Origin of the sequence: Clostridium sp. YIM B02555 (genome assembly GCF_022320955.1) — a bacterium.
Taxonomy (GTDB): domain Bacteria; phylum Bacillota; class Clostridia; order Clostridiales; family Clostridiaceae; genus Clostridium; species Clostridium saccharoperbutylacetonicum.
This window is the reverse complement of sequence record NZ_JAKJJY010000017.1, coordinates 51,333-71,164: the sequence shown is the minus strand read 5'-3', so window position 1 is coordinate 71,164 and position 19,832 is coordinate 51,333. Positions and strand designations below refer to the sequence as shown.

Annotated in this window: 15 protein-coding genes; 13 read left to right on the top strand and 2 right to left on the bottom strand. The window is 29.4% G+C overall.

From position 1 onward, the window contains the following. Positions 1-86: 86 nt before the first annotated feature. Positions 87-1,583 carry a stage V sporulation protein B gene (gene spoVB / locus L3B98_RS20210; RefSeq protein WP_077361439.1) on the bottom strand — a complete coding sequence of 499 codons (1,497 nt, stop codon included), beginning with the start codon at positions 1,581-1,583 and terminating at the stop codon, positions 87-89. Between the two features lie 521 nt (positions 1,584-2,104). On the opposite strand from spoVB, the gene L3B98_RS20205 reads away from it, so the two are divergent. Next, on the top strand, positions 2,105-2,935 hold the full coding sequence (locus tag L3B98_RS20205; protein WP_238918021.1) for a methyl-accepting chemotaxis protein: 831 nt from the start codon (positions 2,105-2,107) through the stop codon (positions 2,933-2,935). A gap of 459 nt (positions 2,936-3,394) precedes the next feature. On the opposite strand, the gene L3B98_RS20200 is transcribed toward L3B98_RS20205, so the two are convergent. Further along, positions 3,395-4,510 (bottom strand): aminopeptidase, encoded by a 1,116-nt coding sequence (locus tag L3B98_RS20200; protein WP_077361441.1) that lies wholly within the window; start codon positions 4,508-4,510, stop codon positions 3,395-3,397. A gap of 369 nt (positions 4,511-4,879) precedes the next feature. On the opposite strand from L3B98_RS20200, the gene L3B98_RS20195 reads away from it, so the two are divergent. From L3B98_RS20195 to L3B98_RS20140, 12 genes are all read left to right on the top strand, one after another. Beyond that, positions 4,880-6,184 carry a hypothetical protein gene (locus tag L3B98_RS20195; RefSeq protein ID WP_238918020.1) on the top strand — a complete coding sequence of 435 codons (1,305 nt, stop codon included), beginning with the start codon at positions 4,880-4,882 and terminating at the stop codon, positions 6,182-6,184. Between the two features lie 515 nt (positions 6,185-6,699). Further along, complete coding sequence (locus L3B98_RS20190; protein ID WP_077361445.1) at positions 6,700-8,877, top strand: transcriptional regulator; 2,178 nt, start codon at positions 6,700-6,702, stop codon at positions 8,875-8,877. Positions 8,878-8,937: 60 nt separating this feature from the next. Further along, a complete protein-coding gene (locus tag L3B98_RS20185) occupies positions 8,938-9,363 on the top strand; it encodes a hypothetical protein (protein WP_015391664.1) in 426 nt (141 codons plus the stop codon). A gap of 21 nt (positions 9,364-9,384) precedes the next feature. Next, on the top strand, positions 9,385-9,810 hold the full coding sequence (locus L3B98_RS20180; RefSeq protein WP_077361447.1) for a membrane-associated protease 1: 426 nt from the start codon (positions 9,385-9,387) through the stop codon (positions 9,808-9,810). Positions 9,811-10,419: 609 nt separating this feature from the next. After that, positions 10,420-10,866 carry a DnaJ domain-containing protein gene (locus tag L3B98_RS20175; RefSeq protein WP_238918019.1) on the top strand — a complete coding sequence of 149 codons (447 nt, stop codon included), beginning with the start codon at positions 10,420-10,422 and terminating at the stop codon, positions 10,864-10,866. Between the two features lie 13 nt (positions 10,867-10,879). Then, positions 10,880-11,449, top strand: coding sequence for an FHA domain-containing protein (locus L3B98_RS20170; RefSeq protein WP_238918018.1), 570 nt, complete (start codon positions 10,880-10,882; stop codon positions 11,447-11,449). Between the two features lie 242 nt (positions 11,450-11,691). Further along, entirely contained in the window at positions 11,692-12,192 is a 501-nt protein-coding gene (locus L3B98_RS20165; protein WP_015391668.1) for an FHA domain-containing protein, read from the top strand. A gap of 8 nt (positions 12,193-12,200) precedes the next feature. Then, complete coding sequence (locus L3B98_RS20160) at positions 12,201-13,052, top strand: PP2C family serine/threonine-protein phosphatase (RefSeq protein WP_238918017.1); 852 nt, start codon at positions 12,201-12,203, stop codon at positions 13,050-13,052. Between the two features lie 113 nt (positions 13,053-13,165). Beyond that, positions 13,166-15,016 (top strand): serine/threonine protein phosphatase, encoded by a 1,851-nt coding sequence (locus L3B98_RS20155; protein WP_238918016.1) that lies wholly within the window; start codon positions 13,166-13,168, stop codon positions 15,014-15,016. A gap of 21 nt (positions 15,017-15,037) precedes the next feature. After that, entirely contained in the window at positions 15,038-16,318 is a 1,281-nt protein-coding gene (locus L3B98_RS20150) for a normocyte-binding protein (protein WP_238918015.1), read from the top strand. After that, the gene (locus L3B98_RS20145; RefSeq protein ID WP_015391672.1) at positions 16,315-17,013 is read left to right on the top strand and encodes a hypothetical protein; all 699 of its coding nucleotides are present in this window, start codon (positions 16,315-16,317) and stop codon (positions 17,011-17,013) included. Before L3B98_RS20150 ends, L3B98_RS20145 begins: the two co-directional genes overlap by 4 nt. Before the next feature lie 92 nt (positions 17,014-17,105). Further along, the gene (locus L3B98_RS20140) at positions 17,106-19,724 is read left to right on the top strand and encodes a molecular chaperone (RefSeq protein ID WP_238918014.1); all 2,619 of its coding nucleotides are present in this window, start codon (positions 17,106-17,108) and stop codon (positions 19,722-19,724) included. Positions 19,725-19,832 lie beyond the last annotated feature (108 nt).

Here is a 19,832-nt window from a genome sequence, read left to right as displayed (position 1 = left end):
ATGTGTACATATGTATTGATAATTGAGCATTTATTATTGATAATTAATTATTAAACCTAGGATTATTGTTTAGATAGTTCTAGGTTTTATTCATTTTCTCCGAAAGTTCCAAGGTAAACAAATATTGAGAAAACAAGGCCCATGATAATGAAATTATTTATAATTAAGGAGCGAGTATATATATGTTTTGAAAAAATATTTATAATTAAAAAAGTTAAAAAACCAAGCATTAAATATATTATAATATTAGATTTGTTTAAATTAAGATTAATATGTTTCTTAACCTCATGAAGATTAAGGATGAATCCAATAGTGCAGGCTATTAGCATGGTTATACTATATCCAAAAATATTAATTGAAGGAATACCTGTAAAGATAAATAAGCATATCAATTCAATTATAGCTTCAATTAAGGAGTTTCTTAGAATAATACCTTGTCTATTTAGTCCATTCAAAATTCCAAACATAGTTATTGCAGGAAAAAATATTGGTGAAGTTAGGGAAGCAAATCTTATATATTGTCCCAAATCAGATCTGCTATAAAACATTTCTCCCAAGGAATTTGGGATTACATTACAAATTATCGAAGTTGCTATTCCAAGTAAAAAAGCAACTTTTAACACTTTTTTAATTCTAATGGAAGCTTCATATTGTTTACCTAATACCAAGGATTGAGAAAGATCTGGGATTAGTAAGGTATTAATTGTAGTAACAATAATTAATGGTATCATAATTACGCTAAGAGCCATTCCAGTATATTTTCCAATCATAGATAAAGCTGTAGGATAATTAAAACCAGCAGCAAGTAACCGTCTAGGAACAATTAAGGTAGATAAAGTTCCTAAAATATTAGTTAAAAAGCCATTTAGACATAAAGGAAGTGCTATCACTATGACATCAAAAAGAAGCTGAACTCTACTTTCTGTTCGTTCTTTTGATAAAGGCATTTTTTTGATTGAATATTTATAATAAATATATAAAAAAAATAAACTTTGAAATTCGCCTATACATAGTGCAACTGTAGCAAGTGTAACCATGCTTTCAAGGGTTTGAGCTTTGGTTAAGAAAATAAGAAGGCTTACAGTTAAAATTCTCATAGCTTTTTCAAAAATATCAATTATAGCTGGAATTGTAATTTTTGAAGTTCCATAAAAGTAACCCTTTAGAATATTAGAAATTGCTATACATACCATAGCAGGACAAATTACTTTTATTGCACTTATAGTTCTAATGTCATTAACTCCATATTTGCCTATGACTGGGGCTGATAAAAAAACAATAATACCAATTAAGAAAGCCCAAGATATATTAAACAATGAAACAATTCTAATGGTCTTGACTATGTTTTGATGTTCACCCTTTTGATTGTAAACAGCAGTTATTTTAGAAATTGATGCAACGATACCAGCAGTCATAAGACATATAAATAAATTGTAAATAGGCATAACAAGATTATACAAACCCATTCCCTCAGCACCTAAAACTTTAGAAAGGTATATAGAAAAAATAAAGCCAAGGATTCCGGTGGTTATATTTGAGGCTATAAGTAAAAAAGAATTTTTTAAAAAATTGTCATTAGGCAAAATTATTTCACTCCTTTAAGCTTGGCACAATGCAAAAATATGTAATACTTATAGATATCAAAGCTAGAATTAGACTTATGCAACAATTACCGAAATCAGATACATTTATCTTCCACAGGACTAGTGAAATTTTCGCTGGAAGATTCTAAATGGCGGCTTGTCGTCATTTCAGCGTGCTCCAGATGTAAAATCTGGACAAGCTTTAAATGAAACAAGCCCCCATTAAGAACCATCATCAGCTCAATTTCACATGCCTGCTTCCAGAAAAATGTATCTAATTTCTAGTGTAGTGTTACGATTGTGCATGTATGTTCCATTTATAAGTTTGATTATTAATTTGGATATCTATAATTGAAGTTTTAGATGTGCCCTACAATAAAACATATTCCAAATAATCACAAATTATGAATTAAGAATTTAATGTTAATGCTAATAGTTCATAAGATGTGTTTACAAAGTTTATTAAGGAAGATACAATTATATTAGAAAGACTATTAACGCAATTATTAGGGGGAGATAATATGAATAAAATTTCAAATATAGAAATGATAAACTTTTTCTACAATGCAATGCCAGTAATAGAACAGCTTTTTGATGAGGATGTTTCAATGGGAATAACTGATACGGAAAAATATGTTGCAACGAGATATTGTAAGGAATTGGAATTGAGTGCAAAAGAAGGTGACAAGATTCCAGCAGGAGGAGCTATAGCAGAGGTAATAAGAACTGGAAACGCTGCTATAAAGGTTGTGCCTGAAAGTGTATATGGGGTTGTAATGAAGTCATATGCAATTCCAATAAAAGAAGATAATAAAATTGTTGGTGTTTTTGCAGTGGCAAAAAGTTTAGCAAAGAAAAATGAGGTTACCACTATTACAAAAAATTTAACAGAATCCCTTTCACAAATTTCAGCAGGTATTAATGAAATTTCAACAGGAGTGCAAGATTTAGCTGGAATGAATGAAAAGTTATTAGGGGAAACAAAGGTGGCTAATGAAAAAGCACAAAATACTGATGAAATAGTAACTTTTATTCAAAGTATTTCGTCTCAAACTAATCTTTTAGGTTTAAATGCTTCAATTGAAGCTGCTAGAGCTGGGGATGCAGGAAAAGGCTTTAGTGTTGTTGCGCAAGAAATTAGAAAATTATCAAATTCCTCAAATGAATCAATTAAAAAAATTGACGATGTAATAAAGCATATTTCATTGGCAATAGGAAGTATTAATAATAATTTGAGTAAATCAAATGATGTTTCTCAAAATCAATCTGCTGCTTTAGAAGAAATTGCTGCATCAATTTCAGAATTAAATGTTACAGCAAAGAAATTAGAAGAATTAGCTGATAGGCTATAATTATACATAAATAAGTAAAGATATCCAAAGCGAGAATTAGACTTATACAAAAATTACCGAAATCCAATACATTTATCTTCCACAGGACTAGTGAAATTTTTGCTGGAAAGTTCTAAATGGCGGCTTGTCGTCATTTCAGCGTGTTCCAGATGTAAAATCTGGACAAGCTGTAAATGAAACAAGCCCCCATTAAGAACCATCATCAGCTTAATTTCATATGCCGCTTGCACAAATATGTATCTAATTTCTAGTGTAGTGTTCGATTATAATTTCTCAATAATACATATATATTACATTTATAAGTTGAATTATTAATTTTGATATCTATAATTGAAAATAGGAAAGTTCCTTTAAATAACTAAATGGAAGCTACGCTCTAGTTCCAATTTCTTAATTGGAAAGAAGAGAACAATCTTCCATTTAGTGCTTTTGTAGTTTATTTAAAAGTCCTTGATAGTATTATTTTAAATTTTCAGGGTTTAATACTTTAAGTTCGTCAATTACAAATAAACCATCTTTTCTAATTAAAACATCATCAAAATAGATTTCACCGCCGCCGTAATCAGCTCTTTGAATTAATACTAAATCCCAATGAATCGCTGAATGATTTCCATTTGGAGCATCATCATAAGAATTTCCTGGAGTGAAATGAATTGAACCAGCAATTTTTTCATCAAATAGAGTATCTTTCATAGGATGAAGGATGTATGGATTTACGCCAATTGCAAATTCACCAACATATCTTGCACCATCATCAGTGTCTAAAACTGCATTGATTCTTTCAGTATCATTAGCTGTAGCATTTACAATTTTACCATCTTTAAATTCAAATTTTATTTCATTAAAAGCAAATCCATTATAAATTGATGGAGTATTATAAGCTAAAGTACCATTAATTGAGTTTTTAACAGGAGCTGTATAAACTTCTCCATCTGGAATGTTAAGTTTACCATCACATTTAATTGCAGGAATATCCTTTATTGAAAAAGTTAAATCAGTACCTGGACCAACAAGTCTTACCTTATCAGTTTTATTCATTAAGTTAACTAATGAATCCATAGCTACTGACATTTTTGAATAATCTAAATTACAAACATTATAGTAAAAATCTTCAAAAGCTTCTGTGCTCATATCTGCATCTTGAGCTAAAGAAGGTGTAGGATATCTTAAAACACACCATTTAGTGGTTTTAATTCTTATTTTAGAATGAACTTCAGAAAAAATGTATTTGTTATATAAGTTCATTTTTTCTTCTGGCACATCAGAAAGCTCAGAAGAATTTTTGTTGGCTCTAATTCCTATATAAGCATCCATATCCTTCATTCTTATAGCTTCATATTTACCCATAAGTTCTAATTGTTCTTTAGTAGCGCCCATTAGTAATTCACGTTTTGATTCGCTATTGTTTACAGCTAAAAAAGGAACCGCTTTAACTTTATATGCTTCTTTTATTAATTCTGTAACTAAAGGCGATTCCATTCCATTAGATTCGATAAGGACTTTTTCACCTTCTTTAAGTTCACAAGAATAATTAATTAAATTATTTGCAAGTTGAGTATTTCTTGGATCTATCATATATGTTTCCTCCTTGAATTTTGCTTATAAGTATTGGTTTATTTCATTAATTTAACCATTATATAGTATACCATATAAATAAGATTTTTAAATATTGGTCTTATTTATTTTACTTTACAATATAAATATAGAAGGGAGAATTAAGGATTAATTTTTAGGCAAAACATCTAATTATTAATTATCAATTGTCAGGAGAAATATATAATTATCAACAATTAACTTTCAATTATCAAGGAAAAATTATTATGGAAAATATTTAATTGATAGTTGAGCAGTGACGATTTAAAGTTAAGATGGAAGTCCAAATAGCGAGATAGTAATCAATGAACAATGATCATTGAATATTGTTCATAGTAAGGGGAGAATGAAGTGAAAAGGTTTCTAAAATTTTTGATTATTTCAATAATAATTGTCGTTTCGGCCTTTGGGGTATTTAGTGTTTCAAGTCAATATAGAATGAATACCTTAGGAAGTAATGTAAGCTGGAGTGTAGCTTATAAAAATTGTAATGGAGCTGAGGCTTTTGACAAAGATGAAAATAGAAATACATATATTGCCTTTGACAATTCTATTAAGGTTATTAAAGAAAATGGATTAGAAGAAAATTTAATACAAGATAAAACTTTAAAAATTGAAAATATGATTTTTCATAATAATAAATTATATTTTATATCAAAATCGGAGCTATATTCTTATGACCTTAACAATAAAGCCTTAAAAGTGTTGCTAGACAATATACCTTGTGAAGGCAAATATTTAGATAGAAACCTAATTATAAAGAATTCAAACCTACTTTTATCAATAGGCAGTGCAACTAATTCAGGAATTGCTAGCTATGATAGCAATTATTCTCCAGATAAAATTCCCTATGATAGAAGTTCTATGGATATAATTTTAAATGGAATAAATTATGGAGATGAAAAGACAGGGGCATTTATGCCCTATGGAAATTCAAGTCAGGAAGGACAAAAAATTAAGGCTCAAAATTTAGCTAATGCAAGTGTGTATGAAATAAACTTAAATAATAATAAATCAGTCTTATATGCGTCAGGTTTAAGAAATATCACTGGGTGGGATTTTGATGATAAAGGAGATTTAATTGGAATTATCGGAGGCATGGAGAATGTTGGAGAAAGGCCTGTTGCAATGGATTCTGATTACCTTTATAAAATAGATAAAGGTAAGTGGTATGGATGGCCAGATTTTAGTGGAGGAGATCCAATAAATTCACCTAGATTTAAAGGAGAAAAATTAGTAGCACCACTAATTGCAAATCCACCTAATAAAATTGTAGCAGGTCCAATTTATAAATATACTGAAGCTGGAACTATGAGGTATTTAGCTATAGATAAAGAAGGTAAGATATTAGATAAAGATACAAAAATATATTACGATAGTAAGCAAAATATTATAACTTCATTAAGTTCAAATTATATTATTTCTGATTTGCTAAAGTTAAAAGATAAGAGTGAAATAAAAGGCATAAAATATTATGAAGGCGATGTTTATATATTAGATTCGGGACTTGGTTGTATTTATAAAATGCAAGCTAATAATTTAAAATTTCAATTTAAACTTCCAATACAGGTTTGGATATTTGTGGGAATAATGTTGGCGATATTAGTAAGTTTAATTATTTATAAATTACAGCGTAAGAGAAAAATTAAAAGGTAATTAATTTTTATAGCAGTTTTAGAAAATAAATTTCTAGGCTGCTAATTTTTTTGTAATTTTTAGAGAGAAAAAGTAGTTTCAAATACTTGGAAAAAATTATAGATTTATATTAAAAATGAAAAATATTATATATCAAAATTCGAGTTAAGTCAACAAAGTTGTCTTAAAAAGTAGAATTTGAGGAATGAAAAGAAGTATTTGATAAAAATAATGAAAAAAATAAGAAAATTTCTTTTTATACCAAATTTTATACGTTTGATTCTTAAAATAATGACATTTATTGGGGGAGTAAAGAGGAATATATGGACTTAAAAGGTTGAAATTACTAGTTTTATGGGAAAAAAGCTATATTATATTATTAATTAGTATAACTACAATTAAATTACAATACTATACTTTAGTATAATATTCAAGGTTATATTTTAATTGTATAATAACTTACAGAAAATATGAAAAATATTACAAGCATGAATTTAACAATATGATTGAAAAACATTATTTGAGGAGGATTAAAAGTGGATGTAATTCAGCAAACGAACAGAACCATATTATTTGAGGAAATCAATCCTGAAAAGTTAGATTTACTTACAGTTGTAGGTGATACAAAGGGATTGAACAGCTTAAATGACGATAAGATAAAGGAAATTAATGAATTGCTTTTAGTAAACAGCTTTGATGAATTTTTAGATAAATTCTCACCAGTAGTTTATTCCTTTTACAATGCAACTAACCAAAAGGTTATGTATACCTTAAAGAAACCAGAAAATTTTCCACAAGAGTTAATAACAGAAATTCCAATTAATAAGTCTAATGACTTCTTAAAAATGTTGTTTACTTTAATTGATACAAAACGTGCTCAAGGAATAGCTAATGTTGATTTCAAATTTGAAAATTTATTGGATATGATATCTCCTAAAAAGGTAATGGATGATATAAGACAAACTAGAAAAGAAATTCAATATACTTACAGCAAATATGATGAATTAGATGAGGAAGATCCAAGTAAGTTAGATTTAGGGGACAAGCTTAATGTGATGTTTGAAGAAGCAAGCGGAAATTATAATAATATAATGGCAATGCTTCCACTAGCAATTGAAGATATTAAGACAAGATTATTACTTGGTGGAGATGATAATAATAATTCTAATGAACCTCTTAAGCTTGGAGTATTAAGCATGGGGGAAAATGGAGAATTAAAAGTTTTAGAAGCTCCAAAAGCGGAAGAAACTTCTTTAATTGCCATAGATGATAAAGCAAATATGGGATTAATTGAAGCTTTTGAAGAAGATTATGATGAAGTAAATGAAACTAAATCAGATTATGTAAAAAGCTTAGTAGTTAGAACCTTCTGCCCATTAGCATCAACTATGGAAAGCAGTGTAGATATAGATGTTGAAATAAACAACTATAACACTTATTTAGAATTTTATAAGAGTTCAAAAGATGATTTTATAAAAACTGTTAAACCACTAATTGAGAAGATTTTAGGAGTTAAAATGTTCTTCGATCAATATAAGACTAAGAGCAAAGGAATGAAGCCAAGCTTACTAGTTACAAATACAAAGCTTAGCAGATTAGTTAATGCTCAAAATCTTCCAAGATTAGATACTTTCTTAAGCTCAGTAAATGATAAGAATGATTTTGATAATACAATTTGGTTTGGAGTTGTTCCATCAATTGAGCTTGAAGGGCAAGGTAAAAATAAGGTTAGAAGAGAAAGATTTAAATCTAATAAGCAGGCAGAAAAAACAGATTCAAATTCAATGGAAGATTTGTCAATGCTTTTAGATACAGTTCGAAAGTATCGTATACAAGTATTCTTTAGTTTTGAACCAAGAGAAGATACGACTTTTAATCATATAGCGACAAATGGAATCGAAAAATTTATGGATAAATGTGAACCGCTAATGCACAATCCTTATAGTGAATTTGCAATTCCATGTATACCTAACTTTACAGTAATTCCAAAGGAAAAATCAGGGGTTGTTTTAGATAAGAGAATGGTACTTTCAGAAGAAGGTGCAGCAGAATTATCTAAAGAAAAAGAAGACATCTTGAAACTATGGATTGAAGGGGTTTATGTAGGAAGTTCATATATTGCAGCAGGGGTTGTAGCTGCATATCAATGTCCAGAATACTTGAGAGAACAATTAAAGGATGTATATAGTGAATATCCAGGAGTGAGATTTGATATAGAATCAGGTTCTAATTCACTTATGATAACAACAACTTTAGCTAAGGAAATATCAGGTTTCACTAATGAAATTAAAAATATGATAAATAGGAAAAACTTTGGATTTGTATTCTCTTCAGAAAATGCAAAGCTTCAAGGTAAAGATATAAAACAAATTACAGTATATAAAGCTAGAAGCTTACAAGCTACTGAAAATGATTTTGAATCAATTTATAAGACACTTGTAACTACATATATAGAAAGAATCTTAAGATTCTACACAAATGATTTTAAAGAAGATAATATTATTAAATTCTTTAGTAATAATCCAACAAGTGTTAAGAGTAAGTGGATGGCACACAAAGGCTATAGCAATGCTATCGTAAAAGATGGCGACGATATTAACTTTGTAATAAATGAAAGAACTGGAACTTGTAATATCGACTTAGTATTTAACGGAAATGTTAAGAACTTAGAGGTTGAAATTACACGTAATGACGCACATTCAGAAGTGGGCTAATTACAATAAGTAACTAAATACTTATTTTAATTATATATAAAATTTTAAGGAGGAGAAAAAATGGGATTTAGAGTAAAAGTTGAGGGCGCAGAAAGCATTGATTTAAACATTGAAAGTATCGAAACAGTAGAATTCAAAACAGATACTCCAGATGATTCAAATGCTCGTTCAACAGATTTAGGAACAACACTAGTTATTACAGGTAAAATTTTAACACCTGTAAATGGAGAGGCAGCAGATACTACAATCAAGCTAGCTCAATGGTCATTAGTACCAGCAGAAAAAGCTGATTGTTATAGAAAGGTAACTGTTGATGTTATCTCAGCATCTCAAATTGTAAGACAATTTTCATTACCAAATGCTTTCGTAGTTAGCTATGAAGAAGAATATGGTGATGTAGAAGGTGTAGGAACATTCAAATTATGTGCTAAACAAAAGAAAGATAAAACTGCAGCAGTAAAATTTGAAGGCGGTTTTGCTGAATAGAATTAAAGGAGGATATTAAGAATGGGATTTAAAGTTAAAATTGAAGGCGCAGAAACAATTGATTTAAGCATAGAAAGTGTTGAAACTGTAAAACTTACTACAGATACTCCACAAGATTCAAATGCAAGATCAAAAGACGTTGGAAGTACAATGGTTATAACTGGAAAAATATTAACAGCAGTAGATGGAGATCCATTTGACAGCACAAGAAAAATGGGTACATGGTCATTAGTACCAGCAGAAAAAGCTGACTGTTACAGAAAAATTACTGTAGAAGTAATTTCAGCTGATCAAGTTATCAGAAAAATAACATATCCAAATGCTTTTGTAGTAGACTACAAAGAAGTTTTTGGAGACACTGAAGGTATTGGTACTTTCGAACTTGTTGTAAGACAAAAGAAAGACAAGCTAAGCACTGTTACAATAGAAGGCGGATATAGCGCTTAATATAGCAGTAGCAAACCAAAGTAAGTAATATGATGTGTTCCGGTTTCTGTGGAATTTAGATGGGTGATTCTAAGACCAGAAGTTGCACCCAAAATGCTTGCTTCAATGACAGGCATTGAACAAGCGTTTTGGAACAACTTCTAGTCAAGAATCGCTACCATCAAAATTCCAATGAAACACTCCACTCATCATATTACTTATTTCTAATATAGATACAAACAACCGAAAAGGACTAATCTCAATTGTTTCTGGTGCTATAGAATATAGTTATGAGATTCTAACTTTAAGAAGACATAACCATTTCAAGTTGCATACAAAGCAAGCTTGGGACAAGCTGAACTGGAACAACTTCTGCTGAAGAAATATCTACAGCCATATTCTAAATTCAACACAGAACAAAAGAGCGTACCACTTTGTGGTATTATAGGGATTCAAAATTATAAGGAAATTAAGCTTGGAGTATCTATGAAGTATTAGAATCAGAACAAAGAAATCCGTAAGGATTTCACATCTCAACTGTAAACTGCCCGCAGGGTACCCTAAAGGGCATAAATTGTAACCTGTAAATTGTGAACTGTAGAATGTAAACTGAACAAACCGGGGTGTAATGTGAAAGATTATTATAAAATATTAAATCTAACTACTAATGCAACAGCCGATGAGATAAAAAAAGCTTTTAGAAGTCTTGCTAAGAAGTATCATCCAGATAGAAATCCTGATGATAAAGATGCTTTAAGCAAATTTCAAGAAGTAAATGAAGCTTATGAAGTATTAAGCAAAGAAGAAACAAGAAAGAAATATGACAATGAAAGAGCCAATTTTAAAGATAAAAGTGGCAATAGAGAAAGTAATGGAAAAACTAATAGGACTAATAATGATAATATAAAATATCAAGACAAAGGTGAAAGCATAGATAACTTAAATAAATATTTTGAGAGTTTCTTTGGATTTAATGCTAATAGCAGTGAAGTTAATAAAGACAAGTTAAAGAAAGAAAAGAATCCAATAGATACTAGCAAAATGTTTGATAGTTTTTTTAATGTAAAAAGAAAGTAATGGAGTGGTTACTTTGAATGATGAAAACAATGTGAAATTTAATAATAAATTACTAATGACAATACAATTAATAAATGTGTGTATAGGAATTATAATAGCTTTAATCTGTGTAGTTGCCTATATAACTATAGACTCAATTTACATAAGGGGATTATTAATATTAATTGCCTTAGGTTTTGGTTTAGCAGGCTTTATTAATTTGTATAAGAAACTATATAGAGAAGATACAGTTAAAGATGAAAGTAATATAAGCAGAATTGAATTAGTTAATGAAGAAAATGAAATCATAAGAGTTTGGGAGATAGGAGAGAGGATTTCCTTTATCATTGGAAAAAACTCAATGGATAATGAAGTTTTTATAGATTTGAACTGTTCTATTTACTCAAAGTATATTGATAATAATCATGCAGTTTTAAATTATGCAGCAGGAAAATGGTATATAGAAGATCTATCAGATAGAAGCGGCATAACCATTAAAAAGAGTGATGATGATACAAAATACAGAATAGTAAAAGACGCTCCTTGTGAATTGAAAAAGGGAGATATTTTATTTATATCTAAAGTTAAACTTTTACTTAAGTAGATAAGTGAAAGCCCAAAGCTATGATTTGGTTTCGCGAACTTAGTTAATTTGCTTATGCGAAGTAACTATCTTAGCAAAGATATTATGTTTGAATCACTTACTCAGCGACTGAAGGAAGTCGAGTTGTTTCATATATAACAGAATTAAGAATTGTGAATTGTGACTAAAAGTCGAAGACTTTTACCACTCAACTCATAACTCTAAACTCATAACTCATAACTGAATAAATTGGAGGGTTAAGAATGGGATTAATTAGATGTCCAAATGGACACATGTTTAGTGAAAGACGTTATGGTAGCATTTGTCCATACTGCAATATAGATACTTCAACAAAAGAGAGGCCAGAACCAGTTCAAGAAAAATTTGAAATAGAAGCAAATCTTTTATATCAAGAAATTGACCCAGTATGTGGCTGGCTTGTATGTATTGAAGGGACAAGGGTTGGTAAGGACTATAAAATTAAAAATGGAAAAAACTTTATAGGTAGAGCTGATGATATGGATATCCAAATTATTGGAGACAACGGCATTTCAGCAAGGAATCATGCAATAGTGGTTTATGATCCAAAGAAAAAGAACTATGTATTATTACCAGGAGACTCCTCAGGAATTGCTTATTTAAATGAAGAACCAGTTTATATGCCATCAGAGTTAAAGCCTTTTGATGTGATTGAACTTGGAAAGAGTAAATTTTTATTTGTACCATTCTGTGGAGAACATTTTGAATGGCAGGATAATGAGTAGGTGCATTTATGCTAAAGGAAATTAATTATTCAAATTTAAATTTAATATTTTTTCTCTGTGTAATGCTCATAGTTCTTCTTGCTTTAAGAAGGTATTTATTTCATAAAATAAATGAGAAAACCTTGGAAATAGCACAGGAAATAAGTATTGGCCAGGAAGAAATCCAAGAAGATTATGGAGAGGTTATTACAACCTGTAACGGCACCTTAGCTGTTATGGCAGATGGACTTGGAAATAATGAAGCAGGAAGAATTTCAAGTATTACCTCAGTTAAAACCATAATAAAAATGTTTGAAGAAGAAGGAAGTAAGGATAGATTTCCTTATTTTTTTAAGAAAGCATTTAATAAAGCAAATCTTGAAATCTTAAAAAGAGTTGAAAATGATAAAGGTGGAGCAAGTGTAATGGCTGTAGCTGTAACCAATAATTTATTAAATTATGCTTTGGCTGGAGATGTGATGCTTGCAGTTTTTAGAAATAAAGAACTTATTAAATTAAGTAATGGACATACAATAAGTGAATTGGCTCAAAAAGAATACTATAAGGGTAAGCTTCAAAAAAAAGAAGCCCTTTATGCTATTAAAGAAAGAAAGCTGCTTTATTATATTGGGCAGGAAGCCCTTGGAGATATAGAACTTTCTGAAACACCAATTAAGCTTAACAAAAATGACATAATTGTGATAATGACAAAAGGAGTATATGAAGGGTTAAGATGGACTGATTTTGAAAAAATCTTAGGAGATAAGAACTGTAATATAAATGAAAAATGTGAAATAATCATGGGAAATGTTGAAAATAACAATAAAAATAATAGCAATGGAAGTATTATACTTATGAAATGCAAAAGCAATGGTCGATGAGCAATGAGCAATGCTCAATGGAACTACATTATTGAGCATTGACAATTGAAAATTATTAGAGTCCATTGATCATTGAAAATTGACAATTGAATAACAAGGTTAGGGTGAAGATAATGAGGAAGCTAAACTCAAAATTTAATACAAGTTTTGTATCAGAAGAAGGAACGTATCTGCAAAATAAAGATTATTTTGCATTTGTTGAATTAGATAATTATGCATGTTATGTAATAGCTGATGGAATAGATGAAGATAAGGACTTAGAAAGTGCTAAGCTTGCTGTAACAACGTTTATAAAAAACTTTTCAGCAAGACCTACCATGAATAGATTCTTCTTAAGAAAATATTTAAGGGATGTAAATAGCGAATTAATTGGAAGCAGTAGAAATGTAAGATTAAAGGCTTCAATTACTGTAGTTGTAACTAATTATAGTAAAGTAATTTATTCGGTTATAGGAAATACTAGATTTTATTACTTCAAAGATGGTTACTTAAAACATAAAAGTAAGGACCAGTCTTTAGCTCAAAATTTAGTAGATGATGAAATGATTCCTCAAGATGCTATTGCAAAGCATTTTGAAAGAAATAACCTTTCCTCCTATTTAGGGCAAAGCAATTTAGGAAAGATATATATGTCAAAGAAAATTAAAGTCGCAGATGGAGATGTCTTTGCATTACTTACAAAAGGTGTATGGGAAAATTGTGATGGCAAGGAAATCGAAGATGCTTTAGAAGGTGCTAAGGAACCAAAGGAAGTACTTGATAGCGTCGAAGATATGATCCTATCAAAGCAGCTAAAAGATATTGAAAATTATACCTTAGCTTTGACTTTTGTAGAAAAAGCATATTTAGATCCTAAAAGAAGCAAAAAGATAAAAATAGCAATAATAGTTGCCATACTCTTACTCTTAATTATAGCAATCGGGGTAGGGGCATTTATGATATATAAAAATAAAAAAGAAAATGATATAGCTGCAATGAACAAGGCCAAAAATAATGCAGAACAATACATTCAAAATGGAAATATGGAAAAAGCAGAGGAAGAATATAAAAAAGCTTTAGATATAGCAGAAAAGTATAAGCTACCTGAAGAAAAAGACTTAGATGATGATTATAAAGATACAGGAATAGTAATCGATGGAGATAAAGCTTTAGATGGAAAAAAATACGAAGATGCTCTTGATAAATATGTACTTGCCTTGGAAAAGGCAGGAGATGCAGAAAATATTGAAAGAAGTTATGTATTAAAAAAGATGGATTTAGCAAAGCAGGCTATAAAGATTTCAGATTTATTAACTTTAGGAGATAAGCAAGTAGAAAACGCAGATTTAGATGGAGCTTTAGGAAATTATCTACAAGCTAAAGATTTAGCAATAGATGCAAATTTAAAGGATGAAAAGAAAGAAGCTATGGATAAAATCCAAAAGATTTATGATCAAAAAGGAGCAGATGCAAAGCAAAAGAAGGCTGATGATGATAAGGCAGCAGCAGATGCTAAGCAGGCAGCAGATGATCAGAAAAAACAACAAGACGATGCAGCTAAAAAAGCAGAAGATGATAAGAAGGCTGCTAAGGATAGCGAAGCAAAAGCTATAGATTTAAGAAAAAATGGAGATTTAAAATATACAGCAGGAGACTATGTAAGTGCAAAAATGTACTATGCATTAGCGAAGGAAGCTTTTGAACAAGCTAATGATAACAGTTTAGCCGATGAATTAGTGGAAAAAATAGCACTTATGGATAAAAAAATTAATGAAACTTCAGATAAGAAAAGTGAAGCAGATAAATATAAGGCAGAAGCTGATAAAAAATATTCAGCAGGAGATACAAGCTCAGCCAAGGTACTTTACCTTTTAGCCAAAGACGTATATAGCAGCTTGGGAGATGCAGACGATGTAACAAAGGTAACTGAAAAAATAGCTGCAATTGATCAAGCAACAGCAAAAGCCCAACCTACAGCAAAATAAAATTTAAACGCAGGTGAAAATATGGATGATAGAATTTATGAAAAATTAAATGAAATAAAAGACTTAAAGGATAGAGTGTTGCTAAAACAAATAATGAATAGTGTGTTTGAAGCTTTAGAGGAGCATTCAAATAATAAGGTATATGAATTAGAAAAGAGAGTATTTAGTGAGTTACCTTATATCAAAGAAAAGTACAATGTTTATTCAACTATTGTAAAAAGAGATAGATATGATGTAACAGAAGACTTTTTATTTCCAATGCTTAAAGGAGATCTAGAAGATAAGGTATATGCTGCTGAAGAAATTCAGCAGTCCCTTGAAGCTAAGGAACATAAAAATTTATTTAAGATTTATCTTAAAGGCGATTACTCCACTTATAAGAAATTTCTTGAAGAAAGCTTTAAGCTAAAGGGAGTAATTAAAACAGATAAAAAGACACATGAAGCCTATTTTACAGTTACTCAAAATTGTGAATACAAAAATATAGTATACAAATTATATAAAGGCTTCATAAATAGCAACATAGCTTGGACAACAATAAATAATCCATATATTCATAAGTTTGCAAATGTTATTTTAACAGGCTGTGAAGATAGCATTGAAGAAGAGGAAAACATAACTTCAATAGAAGTGGATTTTCAAGAATATAGTGAGTTCATAGAATATGACATGATGCCACTTTGGAATGTAAGAGAGTTAATCTTAAAAGGTGATGGCTTCCCAATACCTTGCATTGATAAGGTGGGGTATGAACACAATATTTCAATTGAAAAAGAAGGAATAAATAACGGCTATTTAGTTGATCATGAAAATGAAGCTATTGACGGGGTTACCTTTACTAAAAAAGCTGTAGTAATTGCTTCAAATATTGATAAAGCAGTAGAGTGGAAATTATTAAGCATTATAAGCATTGATAAAAATAGTAAGAAAAAGTATGAATACGAGCTTATGAGTAATGAAGTTAATATAAATTTTTCTAATAAGTTAGCTTTTGATAAAGCTTATACTATAAAGACAAAAACAGAGCTTGCAAGGCTTATAAATTCCTTTAAAGCAGCAAAATATCTGAATTTTAAAGAGGTTGTTTTAATGGAAGAGACTTTAGAGGAAGACAAAGAGACTTATGAGGTTAATGATTTTATCATTGATGAAATAAGAGAAGATAAAATAAAGAAAGTTCTTGTTTTATATTTTGAACCAATTGATAAAGAAAATTATTTAAACAAAGACATTTTAAGCTTTTTAGTTTCAGAAGTGCAATTTATTTATCCAGAATACAGATGTGAAGGAAGATTAATATGAATTACATTTGGGAAGCTCTGTTAAAAGCAGATAAAGAAAAGATTCCCAGAGGGGATATTAAATTTATACCTGCGGAAATCTATAGTCCCTATATTGAAGTTGCATTAGAGCATCTTAATTCAGTTTCCCTTCCAGAGGATAAAGTTATTGAAGTAAATCAATACTATAGATTTTATGAAGTTTTCAAGGATTTATTTAATATAAATGTTCAGGAAAGCAGGGAATTTAGAGAAGTTCTTTTAGATATTCTGTTACATTACCTAGGAGAATTAGATTTAAAGCAGGGTTTAAATAAAACAGAGATATATAAAAGGTTTTTGTATAAGGATATATTAAATGAGGTTTATGGAGAAAAGTTAGCAAAGGATATAAGGAGTTTTGATAATAAGGAAAGAGATGTTTTATTAAATGGTTTTGTCACTTTATATAAAACTGGTACTTCCATTCAGCTACTAAAAAAAATTATCAAGGAAATCTTTAAAAACAGCATAGTTTATTTAAATAAAGATAAACCCAAAAGTATTTATATTTATTTAGATGAAGTGAAAGAAAAGAAACTTGAAAATAAAATAGAAGTTGTTTTAGAAACTTTTTTACCTATTAATATGGAACCCTTTATATTTTGGGATAAGCATTTTGGAATTATTGGACTTGATTATACTATGAGAATTAATGAGATAGTTATGGTGGAATAGCAATGGTCAATTATCAATGCTCAAGGATCAATTATGTAGTAATAACTGACGATTGATAATTGAAGATTGGCTATTAATTTTAGGAGGATGAAATGAGTTTATATTCATATAAGCTGCATAAGAGCAGTGAGGACACAGGCAGAAAAAATAAATATAGAGAAAAAGATTTAAGACTCATGACTACTTTTCAGTTACGAGAAATATGTAATAAAGAAAAGTTAGTAAAGAGTATAATGAATCCTCTTGATAAAGAAGAACTTGTAAGGCTCATAATGAAGTATAGGGGAGAAAAAGATTTAAAGCTTATAAAAAAACATCAAGCTGGTGGAGTTGAAAGACTTGAGAGTTTTTTAGGAAGAAGTAAAAAGGAACTAATCAAAAATAACAATATAGATTATCCAGGAAAGCTTACAATATATGAAGCTTTAGCTCTTGAAATTTATGACAACTATATTTTAAAGAGCAAAGAAAAGCTTGAAGAAGGCAATGTGCTTTTAGTTGATAACAATTATAAAGTCTGCACTATCTTCAATATAAAAAAATTAGTTCAAAATAATAAGGAAGAATATTATTTAACAAAGAGTGAATTTATAGAAGCGCAGGAGACTGAGAGCAAGCATTATAGCCTTTTGTTCTTTTCAGAAAAGGACTCAGAGCTACTTTATGATATTTATGAAAATAACATTGTTGAAAAGGATCATATTTTAAGCTTTATTTCACTGCCTATTCTTCAATTTGAAGTAAAGCCTTTAGTAGAAACAAAAATGCCTTTAGCTATTGATTTTGGAACTTCAAATACAACAGCTGGAATTTATATAGATAAAGAAATATTTCCGGGGTTAAAGGAAACTGAAAGTGATAGTGAAAGTTATGAAGATGATAGAGTAAAATTCGTTAAGATAATAAATGAAACTAAAGAAAACATTGAAATAACACCACTTATACCAAGTGTTGTAGGAGTTAAAAATATAAGGGATGCTGAAATTGAATATGTCTTTGGCTATGAGGCAATGCTGGAGTCTAGAAGAAGATATGTTGAAGATGGAATGAGCTTATTTTATGACATAAAGAGATGGATAAGTGATTTTGAAAAAGAAGAAAAAGTTATAGATGTAAAGGAAAAAACAACCTTTATAAAAAGAAAAGAAATTATAAAAGCTTACTTAGAATACATTATAGCTTTAGCGCAGCAGAGATTTAAATGTAAATTTAAAAACATTTATATATCATGTCCATCAAAACAAAAATATAAATTCCATACTTTATTTAAAGATATTTTAAGAGATTATACCGTTGAAAGTGAAAATATTTTAGAAGAAAGTGCAGCAGTACTTTACAATACTATTTCCGAGTTAATTGAAAAAAAGAAATATGTACAAGGAGAATGGTACAAGGCTCTTATTATAGATTGTGGTGGCGGAACCACAGATCTTACTGGCTGTAGCTTTAGAATTTCCAACAGCAGAGTTTCTTACAAGTTAGATATTGAAACCTCTTATGAAAATGGTGATACAGATTTTGGAGGAAATAATCTTACCTTTAGAATAATGCAGTTTATAAAAATATTAATGGCAAATGAGTTAGTTAATAAGGATAAAAGCATTAAAAAAGCTATAATAGATGAATTTAAAATAGATGTATTTAGATTTGTTGATAAGAATGGCATTAAGGAATTATATGAAACCTTAAATGAAGAATATGAAAAGGCAGAAAGCATTATACCAACAAAATTTCAACTTTATGAAACAAGAAGTAAAGAAGATTACTGCAAGGTTAGAAGTAATTATTATTTCTTATTTGATTTGGCAGAAGAAGTTAAAAAGCTATTCTTTTCAAATCCAGATATGTTGAAGGTTATTTTAGCTCCAGAGGGCATGAGAATTTCTGAAGAAAACTTAATTAACTTTGATAAGTGGAAATTATCTTATATGAATAGAGGAAAGCTTGAAGTAGTTAAGGAAGCACCAAGTATTTCTTTAAGCATATATGAAATAACAACTTTAATTAAAGGTGATGTCTATAGCATAATAAAGAAATTTTTAGAAAAGTTATATGAAAATGATGAACTTTACGATTATTCATTAATTAAATTAACTGGACAATCTTGTAAGGTGGACATCTTTAGAGATGCTTTAAAAGAATTTATACCAGGAAGAATAATTGAAATAAATAAGAGCAAAAAAGAAACAAAAGAAGAGTATGAATTAAAACTAGCATGTCTTAAAGGTTCTTTGAAATACTTATATGCTAAAAACTTTGGATATGCAGACATAAATATAGAAAGTAAAACACCAACACTTCCATATGTCTTAACTGCTTATACTCACACAGGAGAGCAAAAGACCTTAATAAAAGGAAGAGAAATAAATAAAGGCTTTATATCAAGATTTATGGATAGAATTCTTCTTAAATTATATTTAAAGGATAGTCATGATAAGGTTAAGTTCGAATATGATTATCAATTTAATGAAGAAGAATTAGAAAAAGCAAATGCAGAAATAATAGGAGAAAAGTTCCCTATTAATCAACATGAAACAGATAATATTGAAAACAATGAGGTTAAGTTCTTTGTATGGGAAGAAGAAGAACTTTGGGGCTTTTATGTGTTAGCTATTTTAAGAAAAGATGAAGAACTATATATAGGAAAGGAAAAGTTCTTCTATTTTGAAAATGATAAGTGGGAAGAGAACTTTTTCGACGGAAGGAAATAGCAGTTTACAGTGCACAGTTTACAATTTACAGTTAGGAGCTGGCGCGTTCGGAATTTAAGAATTTAAGAATTTGCTTGCGGAATGCTGGTTAAGGGAATTTTGAAGACG